At 59.8% G+C, this 24,249-nt stretch carries 22 protein-coding genes; 14 read left to right on the top strand and 8 right to left on the bottom strand.

Features of this window, described 5'->3' with window-relative positions:
* Positions 1-42: 42 nt before the first annotated feature.
* Both F8N12_RS02010 and F8N12_RS02005 read right to left on the bottom strand, forming a co-directional pair.
* A complete protein-coding gene (locus F8N12_RS02010; RefSeq protein WP_150578927.1) occupies positions 43-969 on the bottom strand; it encodes a Gfo/Idh/MocA family protein in 927 nt (308 codons plus the stop codon).
* Between the two features lie 98 nt (positions 970-1,067).
* Entirely contained in the window at positions 1,068-1,304 is a 237-nt protein-coding gene (locus F8N12_RS02005; protein WP_150578926.1) for a hypothetical protein, read from the bottom strand.
* A 179-nt stretch (positions 1,305-1,483) separates the two neighbouring features.
* Between F8N12_RS02005 and soxR the strand changes: the two genes are divergently transcribed.
* The 3 genes from soxR to F8N12_RS01990 all read left to right on the top strand — a co-directional run bounded on the left by soxR (position 1,484) and on the right by F8N12_RS01990 (position 2,981).
* Positions 1,484-1,933, top strand: coding sequence for a redox-sensitive transcriptional activator SoxR (gene soxR, locus F8N12_RS02000; protein WP_150578925.1), 450 nt, complete (start codon positions 1,484-1,486; stop codon positions 1,931-1,933).
* Positions 1,934-2,022: 89 nt separating this feature from the next.
* Positions 2,023-2,448, top strand: a complete 426-nt coding sequence (locus tag F8N12_RS01995; RefSeq protein ID WP_150578924.1) for a RidA family protein — start codon at positions 2,023-2,025, stop codon at positions 2,446-2,448.
* Between the two features lie 80 nt (positions 2,449-2,528).
* Positions 2,529-2,981, top strand: a complete 453-nt coding sequence (locus tag F8N12_RS01990; protein ID WP_150578923.1) for a thiol-disulfide oxidoreductase DCC family protein — start codon at positions 2,529-2,531, stop codon at positions 2,979-2,981.
* A 66-nt stretch (positions 2,982-3,047) separates the two neighbouring features.
* Here the strand turns inward: F8N12_RS01990 and F8N12_RS01985 are convergent, their stop codons facing one another.
* From F8N12_RS01985 to F8N12_RS01970, 4 genes are all read right to left on the bottom strand, one after another.
* Complete coding sequence (locus F8N12_RS01985; protein WP_150578922.1) at positions 3,048-4,670, bottom strand: acyl-CoA synthetase; 1,623 nt, start codon at positions 4,668-4,670, stop codon at positions 3,048-3,050.
* Between the two features lie 96 nt (positions 4,671-4,766).
* Positions 4,767-6,317, bottom strand: coding sequence for an aminomethyl-transferring glycine dehydrogenase subunit GcvPB (gene gcvPB, locus F8N12_RS01980; protein WP_150578921.1), 1,551 nt, complete (start codon positions 6,315-6,317; stop codon positions 4,767-4,769).
* Positions 6,314-7,717, bottom strand: coding sequence for an aminomethyl-transferring glycine dehydrogenase subunit GcvPA (gcvPA, locus tag F8N12_RS01975; protein WP_150578920.1), 1,404 nt, complete (start codon positions 7,715-7,717; stop codon positions 6,314-6,316). The genes gcvPB and gcvPA overlap by 4 nt, the downstream gene beginning before the upstream one ends.
* 55 nt (positions 7,718-7,772) lie before the next feature.
* On the bottom strand, positions 7,773-8,990 hold the full coding sequence (locus F8N12_RS01970; RefSeq protein ID WP_150578919.1) for an ATP-NAD kinase family protein: 1,218 nt from the start codon (positions 8,988-8,990) through the stop codon (positions 7,773-7,775).
* Between the two features lie 158 nt (positions 8,991-9,148).
* On the opposite strand from F8N12_RS01970, the gene F8N12_RS01965 reads away from it, so the two are divergent.
* From F8N12_RS01965 to F8N12_RS01950, 4 genes are all read left to right on the top strand, one after another.
* Positions 9,149-9,751, top strand: a complete 603-nt coding sequence (locus tag F8N12_RS01965; RefSeq protein WP_150578918.1) for a TetR/AcrR family transcriptional regulator — start codon at positions 9,149-9,151, stop codon at positions 9,749-9,751.
* Between the two features lie 247 nt (positions 9,752-9,998).
* Complete coding sequence (locus F8N12_RS01960; protein WP_150578917.1) at positions 9,999-10,952, top strand: TAXI family TRAP transporter solute-binding subunit; 954 nt, start codon at positions 9,999-10,001, stop codon at positions 10,950-10,952.
* Positions 10,953-11,034: 82 nt separating this feature from the next.
* Positions 11,035-13,062 carry a TRAP transporter permease gene (locus F8N12_RS01955; RefSeq protein ID WP_150578916.1) on the top strand — a complete coding sequence of 676 codons (2,028 nt, stop codon included), beginning with the start codon at positions 11,035-11,037 and terminating at the stop codon, positions 13,060-13,062.
* Entirely contained in the window at positions 13,059-13,454 is a 396-nt protein-coding gene (locus F8N12_RS01950) for a DUF1850 domain-containing protein (RefSeq protein WP_150578915.1), read from the top strand. The genes F8N12_RS01955 and F8N12_RS01950 overlap by 4 nt, the downstream gene beginning before the upstream one ends.
* A gap of 17 nt (positions 13,455-13,471) precedes the next feature.
* Here the strand turns inward: F8N12_RS01950 and tspO are convergent, their stop codons facing one another.
* Positions 13,472-13,912 carry a tryptophan-rich sensory protein TspO gene (tspO, locus tag F8N12_RS01945; protein ID WP_150578914.1) on the bottom strand — a complete coding sequence of 147 codons (441 nt, stop codon included), beginning with the start codon at positions 13,910-13,912 and terminating at the stop codon, positions 13,472-13,474.
* A 140-nt stretch (positions 13,913-14,052) separates the two neighbouring features.
* The gene (locus F8N12_RS01940) at positions 14,053-14,493 is read right to left on the bottom strand and encodes an Rrf2 family transcriptional regulator (protein ID WP_150578913.1); all 441 of its coding nucleotides are present in this window, start codon (positions 14,491-14,493) and stop codon (positions 14,053-14,055) included.
* Positions 14,494-14,635: 142 nt separating this feature from the next.
* On the opposite strand from F8N12_RS01940, the gene F8N12_RS01935 reads away from it, so the two are divergent.
* The 7 genes from F8N12_RS01935 (at position 14,636) to F8N12_RS01905 (ending at position 24,075) form a co-directional block, all read left to right on the top strand.
* Positions 14,636-15,520 (top strand): NAD(P)/FAD-dependent oxidoreductase, encoded by an 885-nt coding sequence (locus tag F8N12_RS01935; protein WP_150578912.1) that lies wholly within the window; start codon positions 14,636-14,638, stop codon positions 15,518-15,520.
* Between the two features lie 26 nt (positions 15,521-15,546).
* Positions 15,547-16,224, top strand: a complete 678-nt coding sequence (locus F8N12_RS01930) for a class I SAM-dependent methyltransferase (RefSeq protein ID WP_150578911.1) — start codon at positions 15,547-15,549, stop codon at positions 16,222-16,224.
* Between the two features lie 75 nt (positions 16,225-16,299).
* A complete protein-coding gene (locus tag F8N12_RS01925; RefSeq protein ID WP_150578910.1) occupies positions 16,300-17,361 on the top strand; it encodes an SDR family oxidoreductase in 1,062 nt (353 codons plus the stop codon).
* A gap of 348 nt (positions 17,362-17,709) precedes the next feature.
* Positions 17,710-19,077: an MFS transporter gene (locus tag F8N12_RS01920; protein WP_150578909.1), complete on the top strand. Its 1,368-nt coding sequence runs from the start codon at positions 17,710-17,712 to the stop codon at positions 19,075-19,077.
* Between the two features lie 42 nt (positions 19,078-19,119).
* A complete protein-coding gene (gudD, locus tag F8N12_RS01915; protein WP_150578908.1) occupies positions 19,120-20,472 on the top strand; it encodes a glucarate dehydratase in 1,353 nt (450 codons plus the stop codon).
* A gap of 214 nt (positions 20,473-20,686) precedes the next feature.
* Positions 20,687-21,715 carry a D-cysteine desulfhydrase family protein gene (locus F8N12_RS01910; RefSeq protein ID WP_150578907.1) on the top strand — a complete coding sequence of 343 codons (1,029 nt, stop codon included), beginning with the start codon at positions 20,687-20,689 and terminating at the stop codon, positions 21,713-21,715.
* A gap of 182 nt (positions 21,716-21,897) precedes the next feature.
* Positions 21,898-24,075: a TonB-dependent siderophore receptor gene (locus tag F8N12_RS01905; protein WP_150578906.1), complete on the top strand. Its 2,178-nt coding sequence runs from the start codon at positions 21,898-21,900 to the stop codon at positions 24,073-24,075.
* Positions 24,076-24,249: the final 174 nt, after the last annotated feature.

Below are 24,249 nucleotides of genomic sequence, written 5' to 3'. Positions count from 1 at the left end.
AACTGCAGGACGCAGGCTTCGCCAGCTGCTACAGGGTTGCGATCAATCAAAAAACGGTGCAACCAAAACCCGACTCCCCACAAAAAAACTGTCCGCCACCAACCGCAACGGCTGCAAATCCAGGTCACTGACCCCATCGGCAATCAACTGCTCAAAATGCCGATACACCGCCGCGTACTCGCCCTCCTCCGATACAGCCTGACGAACCCCATCAATACTCAACAGCGCGCCACCATTATCCAGTCGCAAAACCCCTTCGCTGCAGCGGATCTCGATGCTCCAAAGCTCGTCGTGACCATGATCAAAATCGAACTCGGCGAGCACTTCCAGGTGCTGCGCATCCGACATTTTGATCGATGCAGCAATCGGCGACTGACAATTGTCGGGGACACGCAACTCTGCCGCCTCGACAAACAGCGGCAACGCTAGCAAATGAGTAACAATCGACAGCGCATTGATGCCCGGGTCGAAAACCCCCAGACCACCCGGCTGCCAGATCCACGCCTGGCCAGGGTGCCACTTGCGCACGTCCTCCTTCCAGTCGATCTGCACGCTCTGCAATGTGCGGCCGGCCAGCCAGTCACGGGCGGCAGCGATGCCCGGCGCATAGCGCGAATGCCAGGCGAACAACCCGCTGACACCCTGCTGCGCGACCTGATCCACCAACGCCATCGCTTCACCGAGCGTGGCGCACGGTGGTTTTTCGACCAGCACGTGCTTGCCCGCCGCCAACGCTTGTTGCACCAAGGCAAATCGCCCTTGCGGCGGCGTACAGAACGCAATTGCATCCACGTGCGGACCGCTTGCAAGCAGCTCGGTCAGCGAGTGAAAATTTTCCACGCCAGCGCAGGGCTGCCCTTGCGTCGCGACAGCCACCAGGTCAAAAGCGGGATTGGCCTTGATGGCGGGCACGTGTTGATCTTGGGCAATCTTGCCGTAACCCACCAGACCGAGACGGATCGGTTGCATCAATGACTCCTGTTGTTTTTCTTGTCTAGAGAAACGAATGGGCGAGATTACGTTTCTCTGGACAAGAAGTCATTGGTTGCGTGGTCAGTTACGCATCGTCAAATCACTTGATCGACAACCTCAATCTGCGTCAAACCAACCAACTCGGCCTGCTCCACGATCTCTTCCGGCGTTGCGTCTGCATTGGGCATGATCAGGCTGTTTTCGCTGTCGCCGAAATGCAGCTGCAGCAGATGCATCGCAGCCTCATGAACAGGCAGCTCAGTGTCTTCAAGCTCGAAGGTATGCTCGCGCGGTTCGCCGTTAAACAGGTATTCCACGGTGTAATCATGCATGTCGGGTTTCCTCTGAATGGGATGTGTGCAGTTCCATATCCTGACTTGCTGGTCAGTTTTTAGTTCAACTGGAATCGTGAGTACTCAGTGCAGAACATGCGCGATATCGTGGATTGCGGTGCGCGGCTGGTAGGCTACCGGCCCTGACACGACTTTGATGGATAGAGGCTGGAGCGAATATGGCCGTGAACAACTTGAGAATGCTGTCGGTCGGTGAGGTCGCACGGCGCGCCGGGGTGGCTGTTTCTACACTGCACTTCTACGAGAGGAAAGGGTTGATCGCCAGCGTCCGCACCAGCGGCAATCAGCGCCAGTTTCCGGCGCACGTGCTCAGATACGTCGCCGTGATCAAGGTCGCGCAGCGCGCCGGAATTCCGCTCAAGGAGATCAAGCAGGCGCTGGATGCGTACCCATCGGACAGTAAACTGTCGGCCGGGCAATGGCGCGATATCTCGTCGCAGTGGCGAGACAACCTCAACAATCGCATCGTCATGCTTACGCGTCTTCGCGATGAGCTGGATGGCTGCATCGGCTGCGGTTGTCTGTCGCTGGAAGACTGCCCTCTGCGAAATCCTGCGGATAAGTGGGGTGAGCAAGGTCCGGGCGCCGGCCTGCTGGAGCGTGATTAAGTGGCAAACACACGTTCGGCAAAGACGGGCTTGACCTAAACAAAAGTTAAGGTCTGACGATGCAACTTCAATCACTTGGAGAGTCGTTCATGCCTTCACAAATTTCCTCGCCCGCGTTAACCCTGTCCAACCCTGCCGGCCTGTACGACCCGACGGACAACGCCTATTCGCATGTCGCTCAAGTCCCCCTCAATGCGCGCATCGTGCACCTCGCCGGCCAGGGCGGGCAGGACCGCGAGGGCTACCTCGCGCCAGGCTTCGCGGAGCAAGTGCGGCAAACGCTCGCCAACGTCGAGATCGGCCTCGCGGCGGCCGGCGCTACGCTCAACGACGTGTACAAACTCACCATACTGGTGGTCGATCACTCCGAATCCCGCCTCGCCGAATGGGCAACTGAGGCAAAACGGGCGTGGGGATCGCACCTGCCCACCGGCACACTGATCGCGGTCCCGCGGCTGGCGCTGGACGGCATGCTGGTGGAGGTCGAGGCGATTGCCGCACTGCCTGCGGCCTAGGAGTCAATGCGATCCTGAACAGACGTTCAGGGGGTTAGTGGGTATGATCCGGGAACCCCGTTCATTGTGGATCAACGTTCATGCCCACATCCCTCACCCGCCCCTTCCGCGCGCCAATGCTCAAGCCAGGCGAGACCGTGGTCCTGTTCGACGGCGTGTGCAAGCTGTGCAATGCCTGGGCGAGATTGCTGATCCGTCATGATCCCCAGCAGCGGGTGCGAATGGCGACAGTGCAATCGCCTGAGGGGCAGGCACTGCTGGCCTGGGCCGGGTTGCCGCTGGATGAGTTCGACACCATGGCGGTGATTCGCGATCAGCACTATTGGGTGCGCTCGGAGGCCTTTTTTGAAATCATCGACCAACTGCCTGCTGCCTGGTCGGCGCTGAAACTTCTGCGCTGCTTTCCCCGCGTAATACGCGACTGGTGCTACGACCGCATCGCGCTGAATCGTTATCGGATTTTCGGAAAGTACGACACCTGCCTCCTGCCTGAGCCCGATCATGAGCGGCGGTTTCTGAAGGCGCCGGTCTGAAGGCACTGGCGCATCACTGGATCGCCCGACGCGGCGCACAATGCCCAGGCACGGGCCGCCACAACCTCATAGCGCCTTGGCCCAATCGCGCAGCAAATACTTCTGGATCTTGCCTGTCGAGGTTTTCGGCAACTCGCGGAACACCACGGTTTTGGGCAATTTGAAACCGGCCAGATGCTCACGACAGAACCGAATGATGTCAGCCTCGCAAGTGACGGCGCTGTCGACCTTGAGGGTGATGAAGGCACACGGTGTTTCTCCCCATTTCTCGTCCGGGCGGGCGACCACTGCCGCTTCCAGCACAGCCGGATGGCGATAGAGAACATCTTCGACCTCGATGGTGGAAATATTCTCGCCACCGGAAATGATGATGTCTTTGAGGCGGTCCTTGATTTCGACATAGCCGTCCGGATGCCTGACCGCCAGGTCGCCTGTGTGAAACCAGCCGCCAGCAAAAGCCTCGCGAGTCGCTTGCGGGTTCTTCAGATACCCCTTCATCACCGTGTTGCCGCGCATGAAAATTTCGCCAATGGTGAGCCCGTTGCTCGGCACCGGTTGCAGGGTTTGCGGATCGGCCACCATCAAGCCTTCCAGCGTCGGATAACGCACACCCTGGCGCGACTTGATCCTGGCGCGCTCGTCGAGCGGCTTTTCATCCCACTCGCCATGCCATGCGCATACCGTCACCGGCCCGTAGACCTCGGTGAGCCCGTACACATGAGTGACCTTGATGCCCATTTCCTCCACCGCGCCAATCACTTTCGCCGGCGGTGCTGCGCCGGCCACCATGGCATCGACTGGGTGCTCGATCAGCGTTTTGACCGTCTGCGGCAGATTGACCAGCGCGTTGAGCACGATGGGCGCGCCGCACAGGTGGCTGACCCGGTGCTCACGAATCAACGCCAGAATGTGCAGCGGCTCGACGCGGCGCAAAAACACGTGTGTACCGGCCAGCGCGGTGACCGTCCACGGGTAGCACCAGCCGTTGCAGTGGAACATCGGCAACGTCCACAAGTACACCGGATGATTGCCCATCGCCCAGGTCATCTGGTTGCCGAGCGCATTCAGGTAAGCGCCGCGGTGATGGTAGATCACGCCCTTCGGATTGCCGGTGGTGCCCGAGGTGTAGTTGAGCGAGATGGCTTGCCACTCGTCATCGGGCCATTGCCAGGCGAAGTGCGGATCGCCCTCGGTCAGTAACGCTTCATAGTCCAGATCGCTGAGCGCGCTGCCTTCGCCGTACTCCGGATCGTCCACGTCGATCACCCAAGGCGGATTTTCCAGCAGCGCCAGTGCTGCGCGAACCACGTCGTGAAATTCACGATCGGCGATCAGCACTTTGGCCTCGCCGTGTTCGAGCATGAACGCAATCGCCTGCGCATCCAGACGCACATTGAGGGTATTGAGCACCGCACCGATCATCGGCACGCCGAAGTGCGCTTCAAGCATCGCCGGGATGTTCGGCAGCATCACCGCCACCGTGTCGCCTTTTTTGATGCCACGGCTGTCGAGGGCGCTGGCCAGGCGCCGACAACGCTCGTAGGTGTCCCGCCAGTTGCGGCGCAGCGAGCCGTGAATGACGGCTGGGTAATCACCGTAGACCGAGGCCGTGCGCTCGATGAAACTCAGCGGCGAGAGCGCCATGTGATTGACCGGCAACGGGGCCAGGTCCTGTTCGAAAATAGACATGAGTTTTCCCTGTGGGCAAATTGCCGGCCAAGCACTCCGGGCCGGCAAAATACCGTGGCTGATTGTTAGCTCTGTTCAGGCACGCTTAATGTTCTTTCAAGTGTTCTGACGTTTACGCTGGAACGCCCGCCATGTCATTGCCCAATGTTGTGGATCATCCATGTTGGCGCTTTTGAGCCGATGAATCGCCTGGTTATGCGGGGATGTTTTAACGATCTGCGGATTGGAATAGGCCTCGGCGGAAATCTGCGCGAGTACCGCAATCCAGGTGTCCAGCGCCTCTTTCCCGTACATCTCGCCAGGCTCCGGGGTAAACGGCTCTTCCACCAGCCACGGATGATGGCTGCTCCACATCGGGTCGATACCGAAATCGCTCATGCGATTCTGCACGTCGTGCACATCCACGCCGGTTTCTTCCTTCATTTGCTGCAGGCTGTAGCGGGTCATTTCCAGGCGTGGGCTGGTGGCATCCGGATGTGAGCGGGTCACGCCACGGATGGCCAGCAGGCCTTTTTCCATGTAGTTGTTGGCCAGCACCGAGATGTCCGAGGCTTCGGCCATGCCCTCTGCGCCCATCGCGCGGGACCACGCGTAGGCTTTAAGGATCACCGGCACGTTGCCCCAGAACTCGCGGATCTTGCCGCAGCTCTGCGGCCGGTCATGGTCAAGACTGTAGCGCTCACCATCGAACGCCACCACCGGTGCCGGCAGAAAAGGCGCCAGCTCGGCGGAGCAGCCATAAGCCCCGACAGCAGGCCCGCCCACGCCACTTTTCGGCGCGCCGAAGGTTTTGTGCAGCATGAACATGCAAGCGTCAAAGCCGAGTTCGCGGGCGCGGATTTTGGTCATCGCACCATTGAAGTTGGCGTGATCGTAAAAGCACAAACCGCCCGCCTCGTGCACCAGCCGCACCCATTCGCGAATCTCGGGGTTATAAACGCCCATGTCGTCGGGGTTGTTCACCATCAACGCCGCGGTGCGACTGGACACGGCCGCCTTCAGCGATTCCAGCGATGGATAGCCGTTCTCTTCGATCATCAGCGTGATGACCTTGAAGCCGGCCGCCGCTGCCGTTGCTGCGCTGCTCGGGTGAGTCTGGATGGTCGTGATAATTTCGTTGCGCTGTTCCAGTTCACCGCGCGAAGCGTGATAAGCGCGGGTCACCGCACAACTGGTGTACGCCGCATCCGCACCGCCGCCGGCCTGGAAGATGAACTGATCCATGCCGGACAATTCGCGCAGAATCGTGTCCATGCCATGAACGATTTCAAGCGCGCCCTGCAGGGTGTCCTCGTCCTGGTAAGGGTGGACCTCGGTAATTTCGGCACGCCAGGCCATCGCTTCGTTGATCTGCGCGTTGTACTTCATCGTGCAGGTGCCGAACAGGCTGATGCCCATCATGCCCAAGGTCTGCTGCGACAGACGCAGGTAGTGATAGAGCACCTCGGGTTCGGACATTTCCGGTAATGCCGGTTTCCGGCCGCGACGCATCGTCACCGGCACCAACGCTTCAACGCTGCCGACGGCCGTTTTCACGTCTTCCTCGACCTCGGAAAAAATCACCCCGCGACGGCCCGGATAGCCCATTTCCATGATGACCGGCTCGCTCCAGACCGGAGCATGGTATTCCCTGAGTGTAGTGCTCATTGTGCGATTACCTCTTTGAGTGCGGCGGCCAGACGCTCGAGATCGGCCTGGGTGTGAACCTCGGTGACGCAGTAAAGTGCGCTGGCGCCAAGCTCCGGGAAGTCCCGGGTAAGGTCTTTGCCGCCGAAGATCCCGAGGTCGAGCAGACGCTTGTTGATGTCTGCCACGCTGTGCCCGGTGGTGTCGAAATTCACCACGAATTCCTTGAAGAAACCCGACGGGAAGGTCACCCGTACGCCGGGAATCTGCCCGAGCAGTTTTGCCGCGTAATGCGCCCGTTGCAGGATCACGCCGCCGACATCTTCAAAGCCTTGTGGCCCCATCATGGCCATGTACACCGCATTGGCGATGGCCCACATGTACACCGAGTGGCCGGTCCAGTCGTTGCCCTTGTCACGCAAGCCATAGGACGATTGTTCGAACAGGCTCAGGCCAAATCCGTATTCACCGGGCTTGGTGGTGGGGGCGATGCTGATGAACAGCGTCGGGTATTGATGGGCGTAGCGCTCTTCATCCCGTGAGGCGATGAAACCACTGACGCCTCCTCCGCAGTTCATGTGCACGCCCAGTGGCTGCGTGGTGCCGACCACAATGTCCGCGCCAAAATCGATGGGCGCCGCGAGCACGCCAAGGGAAATCGGGTCGACCCCGACAATCACTTCGGCGCCCGCCGCGTGAGCGATGGCGGCAATTTCAGCGCCCTGATGTTCGATGACACCCAGGTACGACGGGGTTTCGAAATAGACCGCAGCGGTGTTTGCGCCGACGGTCGCGCGCAGATGCTCCAGATCGATCAAGCCGGTGGCCGGGTCGTAATCGATCAGCCGTACGGTGATGTGGCTGGGCATTTCGACGGGTTCGCAGTAATTGCGAATGACCGAGAGTCGCTCCGGATCGATGGCGCGCACGATCGCAACCTCATTGCGCCCATTGATGCGCGTGGCCATGCGGATCGCATGCCCGGCGGCGCAACCCCAACTGCGCACGGGCAGGCCGACCAGGTCCATATTGAGCAGCTCGCCAAGCTGGCTGCAGAATTCGAACCAGGCCTGATTGCGCCCGTGGTCAGAACTCGGCTCGCCGAACACCGACGTCAGCCATTCATTGCGCCGCACCACCTCATCGCAGGCGGCGGGCACATGGTGTTGCCAGCTGCCGGCGCCGAGAAAATTGAGGTACTGCTCGGTGGTCTTGTTCTTCGACAGGATGCTCAGCAGGTGCCGACGAAGCTGAGTCTCGTTGAGTGCCGGCGGCAAATTTATGGGCCGCTTGAGACGATGCTCGGCAGGAATTTGCTGGAACAACTGCTCAATGCTGTCTACACCGATCGAGTCGAGCATTTCCTGTTTGAGTGCGGGTACGGAATTCGCCATGTAGGGATGGGCGACATGAAGACTCATGGGATTAACCTCGTTCTTTGTTCAGGGAGGAAGGCTGATCAGGTGGGACGGCTGATCAGGATGTAACCTTGAAGAAAACCGACCGGTCAGGTCCGGTGTGCACGCGCCTGTAGCCGCTGAGCATGGCGTCGACTTCGGCCTCGCCGGTGTCGACGCGCAAACAACCGGCTTCCAGGGAAAGAAGCTTTTCAACGGTGGTGATCACGATGATGTTGTCCGCGCCTGTGCGGCGTAGGATCTCGGCGCTGATCTGTTGATTGCCGCGGCCGAAGAGGCTGCCATGGCCACCGAGCACGCCGACAATGATTCGCGCCTCACGCCCCTCCATCAGTTGCAGGATTTCGCGTTCGTTGAGGTCGGCGCCGACGCGCACGCCGTTCAGCACCGCATCGACCCCCAGCAGCGTCGAAGGAAGACCGAGGGCTGACATGACCCGCCGCGTCGTGGTGCCAGGCCCGATGATGTACAGACAGCCTGCGTGCATTTCGCGGACGATCTGCCGACTCGCGGCATCCAGCGTGGCGTTCTCGCCGGGCCCGGAACCGGCCTTGGCGTTTTGCACCAGGTGACGTTCATACGGGCTGCGGGCATAGCCGTACAGGCGTGTCGACACCTGGTCGTTACGAATTGCCGCCTCGTCGATGTCCATCACTTCCGCTTCGCGCAAGCGCAGGGAAGCCGCATCGGCGATGAATCTCGAAGCCAGATGCCCGGCGCTTTCCGGGGTGGTGCCAAACACCGCCGAATACATTTTGACCCCGGTGGGAATGCCGAGGATGGGCACGCGGTCGTTGACCATACCGAGCACATCACGTGCCGTGCCATCGCCGCCGGCAAACAGCAGCAGATCGACCGAGGCGCGAAGCATGGCGCGGGCGGCATTTCGCGTGTCTTCCGGCAAGCTGCGGCCGCTGCGTGTGCGGTACACCACGATCGGCTCAAGACCGGCAGCACGCGCCACGTCTTCGCCCAGTTCGCCGGAGCCGGTGACAAGGTGGAACGGCGAATTCGAATCCGCCAGGCGTATCAGCGCCTGTAACGCACGCTCGCTGGACAGCGGCCGTGCACCGCGTCTTTTGGCTTCTTCGAGAACCCCGGCACCATCGGTACCTTTGAGGCCGACCCGACCGCCCATGCCGGCAATGGGATTGACAATAAGCCCGACGGTTATGCGCCGATCGGCCGTCGTGGATTGGCCTGCTGAAGCGAGTTCGGCAACTGCTGCCACAGGGGTATTTACGTCTGGAAGATCAAGATCGGCGGGCGTGTGCATGTGCTGAATTCCTCTGCCGAATGCGGCCTAGCGGATCGAATCACGCCTATGCCGTCAAATTGCATACGCCGTGTATGTCGGCTATATTAGGACATGCATGGCGTATGTCAACTGGCATACGTCGCGTATAAAAGTAATTTTTCGAGAACGGAGTTCTGATGGCACAGAAGCGCGCGGACATGATTGTGGAAACTCGCGGCAAGCTGATAAAGGCTGCACGAGAGGCCTTTGCGAAGAAGGGATATGCAGACAGTTCGATGGACGAACTGACGGCTGAGGCAGGTCTGACGCGGGGTGCGCTCTACCACCACTTCGGTGGCAAAAAAGGCTTGCTCGAAGCGGTGATTGCGCAGATTGACGGCGAAATGATTGAACGCCTGAGCGTGATCATCAATGAGGCCAGCTCGACGTGGGAAGGTTTTATCGACGAGTCCATCGCCTATATCGAAATGGCGCTCGAACCGGAATTCCAGCGCATCGTGCTGCTTGACGGGCCCGCGGTACTGGGCGACCCAGCCGGCTGGTCGAGCCAGAACGCGTGCATGCAAAGCACTCAGCGCAGCATTCAGAAACTGATCGAGGAAGGCACGGTGCACGCAGTGGATGCAGAGGCGATGTCGCGCCTGATTATGGGCTCATTGCTCGGTGCTTCCCTGTGGATTGCCAATGCCGACGATCCTCAGTCCGCGTCGCGCAAGGCAGTGGAGAGTTTCGTGACACTGGCTTCGGGGTTGCTGCTGGAGAGCGGGAAGAAAAGCTGAGGCACGATGACTGTGCCTTGCTCCCGGAATCTTGTGCGACCGCAAATTCTGTATACGCCGCAGATCCGCCGTAGGAGCAAGCTTGCTCCTACGCAATTGTGCGTAGACGTGCATTGCCAGGCGATCGGTTGGCACCACGGGCAGGCCCGTGGCGCGCGAACATAGCCCCGCCCCGACGCGCATTACGCCTGCATCAACTACAGTGGAATGACTCTGCACAAAGCCAATAAAAGACGGAGCCTTTCCCATGCGAGTGATCAACCGCTTAACCCTTCTGACCGCTGCCGCCGCATTCGCCGTGTCGACCGCCGCACAAGCCGCCCCGGTATTTATCAACATCCTCACCGGCGGCACCAGCGGGGTTTATTACCCGATCGGGGTGGGCCTGTCGCAGATCTACAGCGACGGCATTCCCGGGGTCAAGACCTCAGTGCAGGCCACCAAGGCTTCGGTGGAGAACCTCAACCTGCTGCAAGCCGGTCGCGGAGAGTTGGCGCTGGCCTTGGCCGATTCGGTAGCGGATGCCAAAAACGGAGTGGAAGATGCCGGCTTCAAGGCGCCGCTGACCAAACTGCGCGCCATCGGTGGCGCGTACCCCAACTACATCCAGATCGTTGCCAGTCAGGAGTCAGGCATCAAGACGCTCGCGGACCTGAAGGGTAAGACGATCTCGGTGGGCGCGCCGAAGTCCGGCACCGAACTGAATGCGCGGGCAATTTTCAAAGCAGCGGGCCTGACCTATGAAGACATGGGCAAGGTGCAATATCTGCCGTTCGCCGAGTCGGTCGAATTGATCAAGAACCGCCAGCTCGATGCGACTCTGCAGTCGTCCGGTCTGGGCATGGCGGCCATCCGTGACCTGTCCTCGGTGATGCCGCTGAACTACGTGGCCGTGCCTGCCGACGTCGTCAGCAAAATCGGTAACCCGGCGTACCAGAGCGCGATGATTCCCGCCAATACCTACGACGGCCAGCCCGAGGCCGTGCCGACCGTGGCGATCACCAATATTCTGGTGACCCGCGCCGATGTGCCGGATGACGTGGCGTATGAGATGACCAGACTTATGTTCGAAAACCTCACGCGCCTGGGCAACGCTCACTCGGCGGCGAAAGATATCAAGCTGGAATCAGCCAGCAAAAACCTGCCAATCCCGCTGCACCCGGGCGCCGAACGCTACTACAAGGAAAAAGCCGCGCTGTGATGACATGCGGCGCAGCGGCAGTCCCAGCCGCTGCGCCCGTGCATCACCCTCCTTTGCTATGTGATCATGAGGCAGGCAGCCAATGAGTGAAGATCAGCACGGTATTCCGGCGAACCCGCGGGACTGGCCAAAAACCCTGTTTTACGTGGCGCTGGCGTTTTCAGTCTTTCAGATCGTCACCGCTGCGTTTTCGCCGGTGTCCAGCCAGGTGTTGCGCGCCGTGCACGTCGGCTTCCTGCTGTGGGTGGTATTTTTGAGCTACCCCGCCTACGGCAGAAGTCGGCCGTGGCAACCGCTGGCCTGGCTGCTGAGTCTGGCCGCTATCGGCACCGCGCTTTATCAATGGGTGTTCGAGGCGGACCTGATACAGCGCTCGGGCGACCTGACGCCCAGCGACATCGTGGTGGGGCTTGTCCTGATCATCCTGGTGTTCGAAGCCGCACGCCGGGTGATGGGCATCGCGCTGCCGATCATTTGCGGGCTGTTCCTCGCCTACGGTTTGCTCGGTGAATACCTGCCGGGCGAGCTGGCTCATCGGGGGTACGGCTTCGACCAGATCATCAATCAGCTGTCTTTCGGCACGGAAGGTCTGTACGGCACGCCGACCTACGTGTCAGCCACCTATATTTTCCTGTTCATCCTGTTCGGTTCATTTCTCGAGCAAGCCGGCATGATCAAGCTGTTCACCGATTTCGCCATGGGCATCTTCGGCCACAAGCTCGGCGGTCCGGCCAAGGTCGCAGTGGTTTCATCGGCGCTGATGGGCACGATCACCGGTTCGGGGATTGCCAACGTCGTCACCACCGGGCAGTTCACCATTCCACTGATGAAGCGCTTCGGTTATCGCGCCGCCTTTGCCGGCGGCGTCGAAGCAACGTCGAGCATGGGCAGCCAGATCATGCCGCCGGTCATGGGCGCGGTGGCGTTCATCATGGCCGAGACCATCAATGTGCCGTACGTGGAGGTAGCCAAAGCGGCGTTGATTCCTGCGATGCTCTACTTCGGCTCGGTCTTCTGGATGGTTCACCTCGAAGCCAAGCGCTCCAACCTCAAGGGTTTGCCCAAGGATCAATGCCCGAGTGCACTGGGGGCGATCAAGGAAAACTGGTACCTGCTGATCCCGCTGCTGGTTCTGGTCTACCTGCTGTTTTCCGGGCGCACGCCGTTGTTTTCGGGCATGGTCGGGCTGGCGCTGACGTCCATCGTGATCCTCGGTTCGGCGATCATTCTACGGGTCTCCAGTTTTGCTTTGCGCTGCGCCTTCTGGGTAGCACTCGGCGTGCTCTGCGTAGGTTTCTTCCAGCTCGGCATTGGCGTGATTTTCGCGGTGATTGCCGCACTGGTGCTGGTGTGCTGGTTCATCAAGGGTGGTCGCGAGACACTGGAAATCTGCCTGTTCGCGCTGGTCGACGGCGCGCGGCACGCGGTGCCCGTCGGGATCGCCTGCGTGCTGGTCGGAACCATCATCGGCGTGGTGTCGCTGACCGGCGTGGCGTCGACGTTCGCCGGTTACATATTGGCGATCGGGCGCGACAATTTGCTGCTGTCGCTGATCCTGACGATGATCACCTGCCTGGTGCTGGGCATGGGCATTCCAACCATCCCCAACTACATCATCACCAGCTCCATCGCTGCGCCCGCGCTGCTGGAACTCGGCGTGCCGCTGATCGTTTCACACATGTTCGTGTTCTATTTCGGCATCCTCGCCGACCTCACGCCGCCGGTTGCACTGGCCTGCTTTGCCGCCGCACCCATCGCCAGGGAATCAGGATTCAAGATCAGCCTGTGGGCGGTACGGATTGCCTTGGCCGGCTTCGTCATCCCGTTCATGGCGGTCTACAATCCGGCGCTGATGATGCAGGGCGGCAGCCTGTGGATGACCGCTTACATGTTCATCAAGACTGTTCTGGCAGTCGGCTTGTGGGGTATGGCTTCCACTGGTTTTCTACAACAGAGAATGCCGTTGTGGGAACGCCTGGGGAGTTTCGCTGCGGGGGCGTTGCTGGTGGTCGCGCTGCCGCTGACCGATGAAATCGGTTTCGCCCTCGGCGCGTTGATCATCGCCCAGCATCTCTGGCGCTCGCGTCAGATCCGGGTGGCGCAGGCGTGATCGGATTGTGCCTGGGGCTGGCGGGTGTGGTCTGGGCTCAGCTCCCCGTCGCCACCTTCACCCTCGCGTGGAATCACACCATTGAAAAAATCCGCTGGGAGGAAGACTACCGCGTGACGGCGCAAGGGTTGGTATTGGGTGAAGCTCGAGTGCGGGGAAGTGGCGCCGGCATGGAAATCCCGGCCGATGCTTATCTGGTCAACGGCAGCTGGCACTACCGCCGCGTATTGCCGCCGTTGCCGGCGTTGAATCTTGGGCGCACGCCTGAAGCGGGTGATTACCAGCTGTGTTTCGACGGTAGCTGTGATCCGTTCAGCAAATGGATCGGCGCGCCGGACGGCAACCAGCCGTCCGTGCAGCTGTGGGGCTGCGAGATTGTCGCTCTGCGCTGAACAGAGCGACACAGGACTCAGCGATTATTACGCAGGATCGAAAAATTCAATGCGGCAGCCACCGACAGCCACGCGAGGTACGGAAACAGGATCAGACCGGTCACCAGATCGAAACGCAACGCCATGACCACCATGAACGCGACCACCAACCAGAGAAGCACAAGGATCACCAAACCGGCGAAGATTCTGTGCGCGCCGAAAAACACCGGAGTCCATAGTGTGTTGAGGGCTATCTGGGCTGCCCATAATGCCAACAGCAATTGGCTCCCGGGCATCAGCGTCAAGCGATACCCGACCCAGGCGAGCAGCAGATAAATGATCGTCCAGGCCACCGGAAAAAGCCAATTGGGTGGCGTGAAGCCGGGCTTCTTCAGCTCGTTGTACCATTGACCGGGCTGGAACATGATGCCGGTGCTCGCCGCGGCACCGCAGGCAATCAGAAAAATGAAAAAGGTCATCGTCCGTCCTTAGCTGAAGCCAGCTGTCTTGAATTGGGAAGCCACATTGGCCGTCTCAGGCTTGGACGTCAGGGGAAGCAAAAAGTCGCCCGTCCGTGAAGTTTTCTCGCTTGACCGGGCGCACATCCGGCACGGCCGAGTCAGACCTGTTTCTCCACATCTTTGAAACGCGCTTCAAAATCCTCCGCCAACTGCTCCAGCGTGACGCTTCCCAGTTGCGCAATCAGCAGCGCCTGGGCGGCATCGAATGCATCGGTGAGCGCAGCATTCACCGCTTGCTCTACCAGACATTCGGGGTGATCTGTGGACAGGCCGATGGCGAACAGCGACGACGAACCCAGCGCCCGGTGAATATCCAGCAAGGTTATTTGCGTCAACGGCTTGGCCAGCGTCCAACCACCACGATGGCCCTTTTCCGAACGGACGTAACCCTCCTCCTTGAGCAACGCCATGGTCCGGCGCACCACCACCGGGTTGGTGCCGAGCATCTGCGCGAGGGTATCGGAGGTGGCGGGCTGATCGTGACGTGCGATGTGAATCAGCACGTGAAGCATCCGTGACAGGCGGGTGTCGGTTCTCATAGACGACGAATCCGGGCAAAAAGATGCGCCGAGTATGAATCGCCACATCGAAAGTTACGAGACCATTGACAGGCTACTTTCACGTAACTTACGGTGTGTCGAGAATTTTTCAAGCGCTCTTGAAGAGCACGGAGTGGTCATCATGGTGTACGACATCATTATCGTCGGTGGCAGTTATGCCGGTATTTCCGCAGGCCTGCAGGTAGCCCGCGCACGCCGTAAAGTATTGGTGATCGATGGCGGTCAGCGACGCAATCGCTTCGCCCACCATTCCCACGGTTTCCTTGGACAAGATGGGCGAGACCCGGCCCTGATCGCCAGCGACGCGCGCACGCAGTTACTGGCGTATTCCAACGTTGAATGGGTCTCGGAGTTGGCGGCCCGGGCGATCAAGCGTGGCGATGCGTTTGAGATCACCCTCGCAGAGGGCCGATCTGTCACCGGGAGACGGGTGATCCTGGCGACGGGCGTAACGGACGAGTTACCGGCCATTGCAGGTTTGGCGGAGCGCTGGGGCACATCGGTTTTCCATTGCCCGTATTGCCACGGGTACGAGTTGAACGGAGGACCGATCGGGGTTCTCGCGACCGGTCCGCTGTCCATGCACCACGCCCTGATGCTGCCCGACTGGGGGCCAACGACGCTGCTGCTCAATGAAGCGTTCGAGCCAGACGTCGAGCAGTTGGCCAGCCTGCAACAACGCGGCGTGGCCCTGGAGCGCGAACCGGTGAAATCCCTTAGCGGGCATGCCGAGGTGACGTTGAGCAGTGGGCGGATGCTGCAACTGGCGGGGGTGTTCGTGCTGCCGCGTTGCCATATGGCTGCGCCACTGGCCGAGCAACTGGGCTGCGAATTCGAACCCGGCCCCATGGGCGATTTCATCAAGGTCGACGCGATGCGTGAAACCAGTGTGCCGGGCGTGTTTGCCTGCGGCGATGCCGCGATGGCGGCCGGCAATGTCGCCATCGCCGTGGGTGACGGCGCACGCAGCGGTGGCGCAGCGCATCAATCATTGATTTTTCGCTGATTCCCGAATCCCATTGGAGGATCTGTATGTCTTTTTTCTCTGACCCTGACGCCGTCGCAAACTACGCCGAGCGCCCGGTAAAGCAAGTTCCGGGTTTTCAAGCACTGCAGACAATGGCCACTTTGCTGCTGGCCGAGCGAGCCCCCACAGATGCCCGCGTGCTCGTCCTGGGCGCAGGCGGAGGGCTGGAGTTGAAGGTATTCGCCCAGGCCAGGCCCGACTGGAGATTCGTCGGTGTCGACCCTTCAGCCCCGATGCTGGCGCTTGCACGCCAGACATTAGGCGCACTTGAGACCCGCGTGGATCTCCATGAGGGCTACATCGACGACGCCCCTGACGGCCCATTTGATGGCGCGACGTGCCTGTTGACCCTGCATTTCCTCACGGTGGAACAACGGTTGCACACGCTCAAACAATTATTGCTGCGGTTGAAACCCGGCGCGCGACTGGTGGTGGCTCATCACAGCTTCCCGCAAACCCGGGCTGAAAAAAATCGTTGGCTCAAGCGGTACGCAGCTTTCGCGGTGGCCTCGGGAATTCGCCCTGCCGATGCCGAACAGGCAATCACCGCCATGGACAGCCGCCTCGCGCTGTTACCGCCGGAACAAGACGAAGCATTGCTGAGTCAGGCCGGATTTAGCGACGTGGAACTGTTCTACGCCGCGTTCACGTTCAAGGGCTGGGTCGCTTGCCGGCCCGGCTGAAAACGTTTCACTGACGGATCCGGTTGAACCTCCGCAAAGCGCGCGGGCTCAGAAAACTACTTACCGGAGAATCTTATGACCCAGACAGCATTGATCGTGGGCGCCAGCGGCATCGTTGGCAGCGCCATCACCCAGTTACTGATCGACAACAAATGGCAGGTGGCCGCGCTTTCCCGAGACCCCGCGCCGACACCGGGAGTGATTCCGGTGGCGGCAGACCTGCAAGACCCGTCGTCGCTGAGGCGAGCGCTGGCGGATCTGAAACCGACTCATGTGTTCATCACCACCTGGTCGCGGCAGGCCACCGAAGCGGAAAATATTCGCGTCAACGCCGCCATGGTGCGCAATGTCCTCGACGCCGTTCGCCCGGCGCAAAGTGTCCAGCATGTGGCGCTGGTGACGGGCTTGAAGCACTACCTGGGGCCTTTCGAAGCCTATGGCAAAGGCAGCCTGCCACAGACACCGTTCCGTGAAGAACAGGGTCGGCTGGACATCGAAAACTTCTATTACGCCCAGGAAGATGAAGTGTTTGCCGCGGCTGAAAAGGATGGCTTCACCTGGAGTGTGCACCGGCCACACACCGTTACCGGTGTCGCCGTGGGCAACGCGATGAACATGGCAACCACCCTCGCCGTCTATGCCAGCATCTGCAAACACACCGGCCGCCCTTTCGTATTTCCTGGCTCCCGTGTGCAATGGGAAAGCCTCACCGACATGACCGACGCCCGACAATTGGCGGCACAACAGCTATGGGCCGCCACCACCCCTGAAGCGGCCAACCAGGCGTTCAACGTTACCAATGGCGATGTGTTCCGCTGGAAATGGATGTGGGGGCAAATTGCCCATTATTTCGCAGTGCATCCTGCCGACTATCCCGCTGCCGTCTCACCACTGGAAACACAAATGGCGGATGACCAGGCCGTTTGGCAGCAGATCGTGGCCGAACATGGGCTGAAAGAATCGGACATCAACCGTCTGATTTCACCATGGCACACCGATGCGGATCTGGGTCGCCCGATCGAGGTCGTCACCGACATGTCGAAAAGCAGGACCCTGGATTTTACTGGCTATCAAGCGAGTGATCGAGCGTTTTTTGATGTGTTCGACAAATTACGGGCATCCCGCCTGATCCCCTGACTTGTCTGGAATAAGGCCGTCTCGAACCCGGGGCGGCCGCATCCCGAATGGTCCTGCAATGCAATTTCACACCGTGGGACATTTTTTAAGAAACCGTCCAGCTTGTATGACAACACATGATCAGTCTGGTGCAAAGAATATTCCACCACCTCCTTACCTGCCGCCTCGCAACACTAAACTCCTGCCCCACGCTCCCTGCTTAGAGAGCCTAAATAACCAATAGCGCCGTAAAACTCCCTCTTTTATGCACATAAACTTTGCGGCGCACGTTGCGAGGTTAAATAAGCACTTGTATGATGACTGACACCATAAACCCGCATAAAAACAAATCAGTGGGAGTTTTGAATTGTGAACAATTCAAGCAATGCGTCTGTCGCTCCGGCAGAAGATTCAGTCCTGGCTCGCGCCGTCAGCAAAGTGAAGAGACACGTCCTCCCGCTTTTCGTCATCATGTTCATCCTCAACTATATCGACCGGGTCAACATCGGATTTGTGCGTACGCACATGGAGCACGATCTCGGCATCGGTGCCGCCGCCTACGGTCTGGGTGCGGGTCTGTTTTTCATCGGCTACGCCCTCTTCGAAGTCCCGTCGAACATGCTGCTGCAAAAAGTCGGCGCGCGAATCTGGCTGACCCGCATCATGTTTACCTGGGGCATCGTTGCGACGATGATGGCGTTCATCCAGAACGAAACCCATTTCTACATTCTGCGTTTCCTGCTGGGCGTGGCCGAAGCCGGCTTCTTCCCAGGCGTGATCTATTACTTCACCCGCTGGCTGCCAGGCGTGGAGCGCGGTAAAGCCATCGCGATTTTCCTCAGTGGCTCGGCCATTGCCTCACTGATTTCCGGACCGCTGTCGGGTGTCCTGTTGCAGATCGACGGCTTCGGCTTCAAGGGCTGGCAGTGGATGTTCGCCATCGAAGGCCTGGCCTCGGTATTTCTGGGCTTCTTCGTATGGTTCTGGCTCGATTCCAAACCCCATTATGCCAAGTGGCTGAGCCGGGAAGAGCAGGATGCACTGGTAAACGCCATCGACCAGGAACAGCGTGAGCGTGAAGCGCTGACCACGGTCAAACCCACCATCGGAAAATTGCTCAGAGATCGACAGATCGTGCTGTTTTGCGCGCTGTATTTCTGCATACAACTGACGATCTATGCAGCAACGTTCTGGCTACCGAGCATCATCAAGAAAATGGGCGACCTGAGCGACATCCAGGTCGGCTTTTTCAACTCGATTCCCTGGCTGATTTCCATCATTGCGATGTACAGCTTCGCGGCGTTGTCCGGCAAGTTCAAATTCCAGCAGGCCTGGGTTGCGACAGCCTTGTTGATTGCCGCTGCGGGGATGTTCCTCTCGACCACCGGCGGGCCAATCTTTGCCTTCGTCGCCATTTGTTTCGCCGCCATCGGCTTCAAATCGGCATCGTCGCTGTTCTGGCCGATTCCTCAAGGCTACCTGGATGCCCGGATCGCCGCGGCCGTGATCGCGCTGATCAACTCGATCGGCAACCTCGGCGGCTTCGTGGCACCGACGACCTTCGGTTTTCTCGAGCAGACCACCGGCTCCATCCAGGGCGGTCTCTATGGCCTGGCCGGCACGTCGATACTGGCCGCGATCCTGGTGTTCTTCGCCAGGACCTCGCCGAAATCGTCGTCCCTGCTGACCCCGCCGATTGCCGCAGCACCCACAGTGACCGTCAGCAAATCTCACTGACTTTTATTGATCGCTGAATGAACTCATTTGCAGGAATTTGCCATGAACGCTGAACACGCTGCCAACACCACCAAGTCACCTGTTATCACCAGTTTTCAAGTCATCCCCGTCGCCGGTCACGACAGCATGCTGCTAAACCTGAGCGGCGCCCACGGGCCGTTCTTCACCCGCAACATCGTCATTCTCAAAGACAGTGCCGGCAATACCGGCGTGGGCGAAGTCCCGGGTGGCGAGCGGATTCGCGAAACCCTCGAAGACGCGCGCGGGCTGGTGATCGGCCAGCCAATTGGTCAGTACCAGCGCATCCTCAACCAGATGCGCACCACGTTCGCCTCGCGGGACGCCGCCGGTCGCGGCCTGCAGACCTTCGACTTGCGCATCACCATCCATGCCGTGACCGCAATGGAGGCCGCCCTGCTCGATCTGCTGGGGCAATTCCTTGAAGTACCGGTGGCTGCACTGTTGGGCGAAGGGCAGCAACGCGACGCGGTGAAAATGCTCGGCTATCTGTTCTACATTGGTGATCGCAACGTCACTGATCTGGCCTATCGCAACGAGGCGGATGCGAGTGACGACTGGTTCCGCCTGCGTCACGAGAAAGCCATGACTGCTGAAGCCGTGGTGCGCCTCGCCGAAGCCGCAAAAGCCAAATATGGCTTCAACGATTTCAAGCTCAAAGGCGGCGTGCTCAGCGGCGATGCAGAGATCGAAGCCGTCACCGCACTGGCCGAACGCTTTCCCGATGCGCGCATTACGCTCGACCCGAATGGTGCATGGTCACTCAAAGAAGCCATCCGTTTGTGCCGTGACCAGCACCACGTGCTCGCCTACGCGGAAGATCCCTGTGGCGCGGAAAATGGCTATTCGGGTCGCGAAGTCATGGCTGAATTCCGCCGCGCCACCGGGCTGAAGACCGCGACCAACATGATCGCCACCGACTGGCGCGAAATGGGTCATGCGATTCAGCTGCATTCGGTCGACATTCCGCTCGCCGACCCGCATTTCTGGACCCTGCAGGGCTCCGTGCGTGTCGCGCAGATGTGCCATGAATGGGGCCTGACCTGGGGCTCTCACTCCAACAACCACTTCGATATTTCCCTGGCTATGTTCACCCAAGTGGCAGCCGCTGCACCGGGTGAAATCACCGCGATCGACACCCACTGGATCTGGCAGGACGGTCAACACCTGACCAAGGACCCGCTGAAAATTGAAGGGGGTTACGTCAAGGTGCCGACCCGTCACGGTCTGGGCGTAGAAATTGACATGGACGCCGTGGCGAAGGCGCATGAGTTGTACAAAGGCATGGGGCTCGGCGCCCGCGACGACAGCGTGGCGATGCAGTTCCTGATTCCAGGCTGGCGCTTCAACAACAAGCAACCTTGTCTGGTGCGTTGATTCTCGCCCAAGGTTTTTGGCACGTAGCTAAAGGCCGCCCGGCTCATTCATCAGTTACATCAGGTATCAACTGTTTTGTCAGAGAGTGCATAGATAGGAGCGCCGGGCTTGCCTAGAGTGGGCCCAATCCGCTGGAAGCCCGGCGCTCCCTTTTGGTCACCGCAGCACGTCCCCTTGCGCTGCGGTGACCGTTTTTATCTGGCAGGTAAACGTGATGCCCCCCTCTCTTGACGCTCTGCAATCAGCCCTGTCGAATTTCCCGCACATGCAGTTGCTGGAAGGTGTCACGCCCTTGCAGAAACTACCGCGACTGAGCGCGATGGCCGCCATGAACGGTTGCAACATCTACGTAAAACGTGATGACCTCACGGGGCTGGGAGGCGGCGGAAACAAGCTGCGCAAGCTGGAATTCCTGCTCGGTCGCGCGCTGATCGAAGGCGCCGACACCTTGATCACCTGGGGCGGGCTGCAGTCCAACAACGCCCGGCTCACTGCCGCGGTTGCTGCGCGTTGCGGCCTGCGTTGCGTGCTGATCCTCACGCCCTCTTCGGTGCGCGAAGACGACGATTACCGGCTCAACGGCAACGTTCTCCTGAACACAATTTTTGGCGCCTCCGTCCACCATTTACCCCAGGGCATCACACCAGCGGCGTACGCCGATGAACTGGTTGATCACCTTCAACGCCAAGGCCGAAAACCGTTCCTCATGCCTCTGGGCGGGTCCAGCCCTGCTGGCTGTCTGGGTTACGCCGCCTGCGCGGCCGAAGTCTTGTCCCAAGCAGCAGCGCTTGAACTCGATTTCACTCGAATCGTCGTGCCCAATGGCAGCAGCGGCACCCATTCCGGGCTGTTGGCGGGCCTGACCATGGCCGGCTCCGCCACCGGTGTATCGGGCTATTCGGTACTCGCCGGCGAAGAACAAACCCGTGACGCGACCCTGGAGAAAACCCGTGAGGTTTTGCAGTTGCTGGGCAGTGACGCCCGTCTCGACGACGGCGCTGTCGTCGTCGATGGCTCACAGCGTGGCGCTTCGTATGGTTCGCCTACCCCTGCGATGCTGGCCGCAACACGGACCATGGCGACGCAGGAAGGCTTGTTGATCGATCCTGTATACGGAGGCAAAGCGTTCGCCGGATTGCTCGCCTCGGTGGCACGAGGTGACTATAAGGCCGGGTCGAATATCCTGTTCATCATGACCGGCGGCACGCCCGGGATTTTCGCTTACCGCAGGGCTTATGACTAATCGGTCACGCCTTATCTGCAGTACATCATCCGGCGGGCCAACCCGAATTCGGTGTGAAAATTTTGTTAACTAACTGACTGGTCTATCTTTCTTCAGGTGTAACGATCTGAGACACTAATGCGAATTATTATTAGATGCGCTTGCATTCGATTCGTTTTGGTATCGCTTGGGGAATCAGATTGATGTCGTTTCACACCACAAATCGCCGTTGCAACTTCGCGCCCGGCCTGTTGGCATTAGCCATCGGCCTGGCAAGCATTCCGCAGGCTTCAGCCGATGAGACGCCGCCCGCGACGGGCGTTACAGACGCTCCACCCAGCACTCTGGAACTGGGCGCGACCGAAATCAGCGCCACCGGCTTGGGCAGCACCACCGAAGACACCGGGTCCTACACCACCGGTCCCATGCAGACCGCTACCAAGCTGCCGTTGACCATGCGCGAAACACCTCAAGCGGTTACCGTGATTACCCGTCAGCGCATGGACGATCAGGCGATGACCAGCATCAACGATGTGGTGAGGGCCACGCCGGGGCTGTTCCTCAGCCAGGCAAGCGGACCGGGGCGGCAGACTTACAGTTCGCGCGGTTTTGACATCGACAACATCATGTACGACGGACTGCCCAGTTCGTACCAGCCCTACTCGATGGCGGTGCAGCCGAACCTGGCAATGTTCGACCGCGTCGAAATCATTCGCGGTGCAACCGGTCTGGTGACCGGTGCCGGCAATCCTTCGGCCGCCATCAACATGGTGCGCAAACGGCCCACGGCAGACCAGCAAGTGACCCTCACGGGCGCCGCCGGCAGCTGGGATGATTATCGCGGTGTGTTCGATGCGTCGAGCCCACTGAACGAAAGCGGCACGCTGCGCGGTCGTGTAGTGGGTTCCTATCAAGGCGCCGACAGTTTTCGCGACGAGGAAGAAAACGATCACGGCCTGTTCTACGCCATCGGTGAAGCCGATCTGAGCGACAGCACAACGGCGACTTTGGGCTTTTCGCGCCAGAACGAGCAGACCAACTATTTCTGGGGCGGCTTGCCGATTGGCACCGACGGCCACCACCTGGACCTGCCCCGCTCCACCTACCCGGGCACGGATTGGGAAAACAAGAAGCTGCAGATCGACACGTTGTTCGGTGAAGTGGAGCATCGCCTCAACAACGACTGGAAGCTGCACGCAGCGGCCTCGGCTTCGACACTGGACGGCGAGTTCTCCGGCACTTACCAGTCACGCTACGCCGGACCGCTGGAAACCACGGCCTATCAATCGCATCACACTGACAAACAAAACGCCTTGGACGTGTACGCGAGCGGCCCGGTCGAAGCCTTCGGCCGCACCCACGAAGTGGTCGTCGGCGCCAGCAACCGCGCTTATGATGCCACCACCAAAGAGTACAGCCCGTACACCACCGCGTGGCCGATCGGTGCGCCGAAGCCGGACTTTGTCCGTGACGGCAAAACCCATAATGTCACCACCCAGGATGCCGTTTACCTGACGACCCGTCTGAGTCTGGCCGATCCGCTGACGCTGATCCTCGGCAGTCGCCTGGACTGGTACGACTACGACGACCGCTCCGGCGACGGCGATTACAAGGTCACCCGCAACCTGACGCGCTACGCCGGCCTGATCTACAAACTGGACGACCACCACTCCGTTTACGCCAGCTACACCGATATCTTCACCCCGCAAACTTCGCAGGACATCTCCGGCAAACTGCTGGAACCGATTGTTGGCGAGAATTATGAAGTCGGCATCAAGGGCGAGTACTTCGACGGCGCCCTCAACGCCAGCCTCGCGGTGTTCCAGATCGACCAGAAAAACCGTGCCTCGCTGGCGGACAGCCAACTCGGTTGCCCGGTCATGACCTGCTACGAGACCTCCGGCAAAGTCCGCAGCCAGGGCCTGGACCTGGAACTGCAAGGCGCGCTCACCGAAAACTGGCAAGTGGGTGCCGGCTACACCTACACCCGCGCCCATTACATCAAGGACGAGAACCCGGAAAACGAGAATCAGCGTTTCGACACCGACACGCCTGAGCACCTGTTCAAGGTCTCGACGATGTATCGCCTGCAGGGTCCGCTGGAGAAATTCCGCGTCGGCGGCAACGTCTATTGGCAGAGCCGCATGTACAACGACGTGCCGCTCACCGCAGGTAGCTATCGTCTCCAGCAAGGCAGCTACGCCATTACTGATTTGATGGCAGGCTACGAAGTCAACCAACACCTCGACCTGCAAGTGAACGCCAACAATGTGTTCGACCGGGTCTACTACTCCTCGATCGGCTACAACACCACCTGGGGCTCGACCGATAACTACGGCACTCCACGCAGCTACATGCTGACCGCCAAATACAAATTTTGAGTCATTAATACGCAGCATGGCCTCGCTGCAGACACTAAGCGTGTCTGCAGTAACGGTCGATCAAACGGTCGGCTCGTGATCGCCAGCCCCGCGTAAATTACTTGAACTATTGAACTGATACCGTCCGTCTCGCGTGGCGGTAAAAAACGAAATTCCCCCGGTTTCTGCCTCTCA

Origin of the sequence: Pseudomonas fluorescens (assembly GCF_902497625.1) — a bacterium.
Taxonomy (GTDB): Bacteria; Pseudomonadota; Gammaproteobacteria; order Pseudomonadales; family Pseudomonadaceae; genus Aquipseudomonas; species Aquipseudomonas fluorescens_BQ.
Note: the sequence above shows the minus strand (reverse complement) of the source record. Positions and strands in the feature narration are given on the sequence as shown.

Excerpts from the sequence above, each read along its gene's own strand:
- F8N12_RS01960 (WP_150578917.1), top strand. The coding sequence starts at position 9,999 with ATGCGAGTGATCAACCGCTTAACCCTTCTGACCGCTGCCGCCGCATTC.
- tspO (WP_150578914.1), bottom strand. The coding sequence starts at position 13,912 with ATGACCTTTTTCATTTTTCTGATTGCCTGCGGTGCCGCGGCGAGCACC.
- F8N12_RS01935 (WP_150578912.1), top strand. The coding sequence starts at position 14,636 with ATGGTGTACGACATCATTATCGTCGGTGGCAGTTATGCCGGTATTTCC.
- F8N12_RS01955 (WP_150578916.1), top strand. The coding sequence starts at position 11,035 with ATGAGTGAAGATCAGCACGGTATTCCGGCGAACCCGCGGGACTGGCCA.
- soxR (WP_150578925.1), top strand. The coding sequence starts at position 1,484 with ATGGCCGTGAACAACTTGAGAATGCTGTCGGTCGGTGAGGTCGCACGG.
- F8N12_RS01965 (WP_150578918.1), top strand. The coding sequence starts at position 9,149 with ATGGCACAGAAGCGCGCGGACATGATTGTGGAAACTCGCGGCAAGCTG.
- F8N12_RS01990 (WP_150578923.1), top strand. The coding sequence starts at position 2,529 with ATGCCCACATCCCTCACCCGCCCCTTCCGCGCGCCAATGCTCAAGCCA.
- F8N12_RS01995 (WP_150578924.1), top strand. The coding sequence starts at position 2,023 with ATGCCTTCACAAATTTCCTCGCCCGCGTTAACCCTGTCCAACCCTGCC.
- F8N12_RS02005 (WP_150578926.1), bottom strand. The coding sequence starts at position 1,304 with ATGCATGATTACACCGTGGAATACCTGTTTAACGGCGAACCGCGCGAG.
- F8N12_RS01905 (WP_150578906.1), top strand. The coding sequence starts at position 21,898 with ATGTCGTTTCACACCACAAATCGCCGTTGCAACTTCGCGCCCGGCCTG.
- F8N12_RS01985 (WP_150578922.1), bottom strand. The coding sequence starts at position 4,670 with ATGTCTATTTTCGAACAGGACCTGGCCCCGTTGCCGGTCAATCACATG.
- F8N12_RS01925 (WP_150578910.1), top strand. The coding sequence starts at position 16,300 with ATGACCCAGACAGCATTGATCGTGGGCGCCAGCGGCATCGTTGGCAGC.
- F8N12_RS01940 (WP_150578913.1), bottom strand. The coding sequence starts at position 14,493 with ATGAGAACCGACACCCGCCTGTCACGGATGCTTCACGTGCTGATTCAC.
- F8N12_RS02010 (WP_150578927.1), bottom strand. The coding sequence starts at position 969 with ATGCAACCGATCCGTCTCGGTCTGGTGGGTTACGGCAAGATTGCCCAA.
- F8N12_RS01910 (WP_150578907.1), top strand. The coding sequence starts at position 20,687 with ATGCCCCCCTCTCTTGACGCTCTGCAATCAGCCCTGTCGAATTTCCCG.
- F8N12_RS01930 (WP_150578911.1), top strand. The coding sequence starts at position 15,547 with ATGTCTTTTTTCTCTGACCCTGACGCCGTCGCAAACTACGCCGAGCGC.
- F8N12_RS01970 (WP_150578919.1), bottom strand. The coding sequence starts at position 8,990 with ATGCACACGCCCGCCGATCTTGATCTTCCAGACGTAAATACCCCTGTG.
- gudD (WP_150578908.1), top strand. The coding sequence starts at position 19,120 with ATGAACGCTGAACACGCTGCCAACACCACCAAGTCACCTGTTATCACC.
- gcvPA (WP_150578920.1), bottom strand. The coding sequence starts at position 7,717 with ATGAGTCTTCATGTCGCCCATCCCTACATGGCGAATTCCGTACCCGCA.
- gcvPB (WP_150578921.1), bottom strand. The coding sequence starts at position 6,317 with ATGAGCACTACACTCAGGGAATACCATGCTCCGGTCTGGAGCGAGCCG.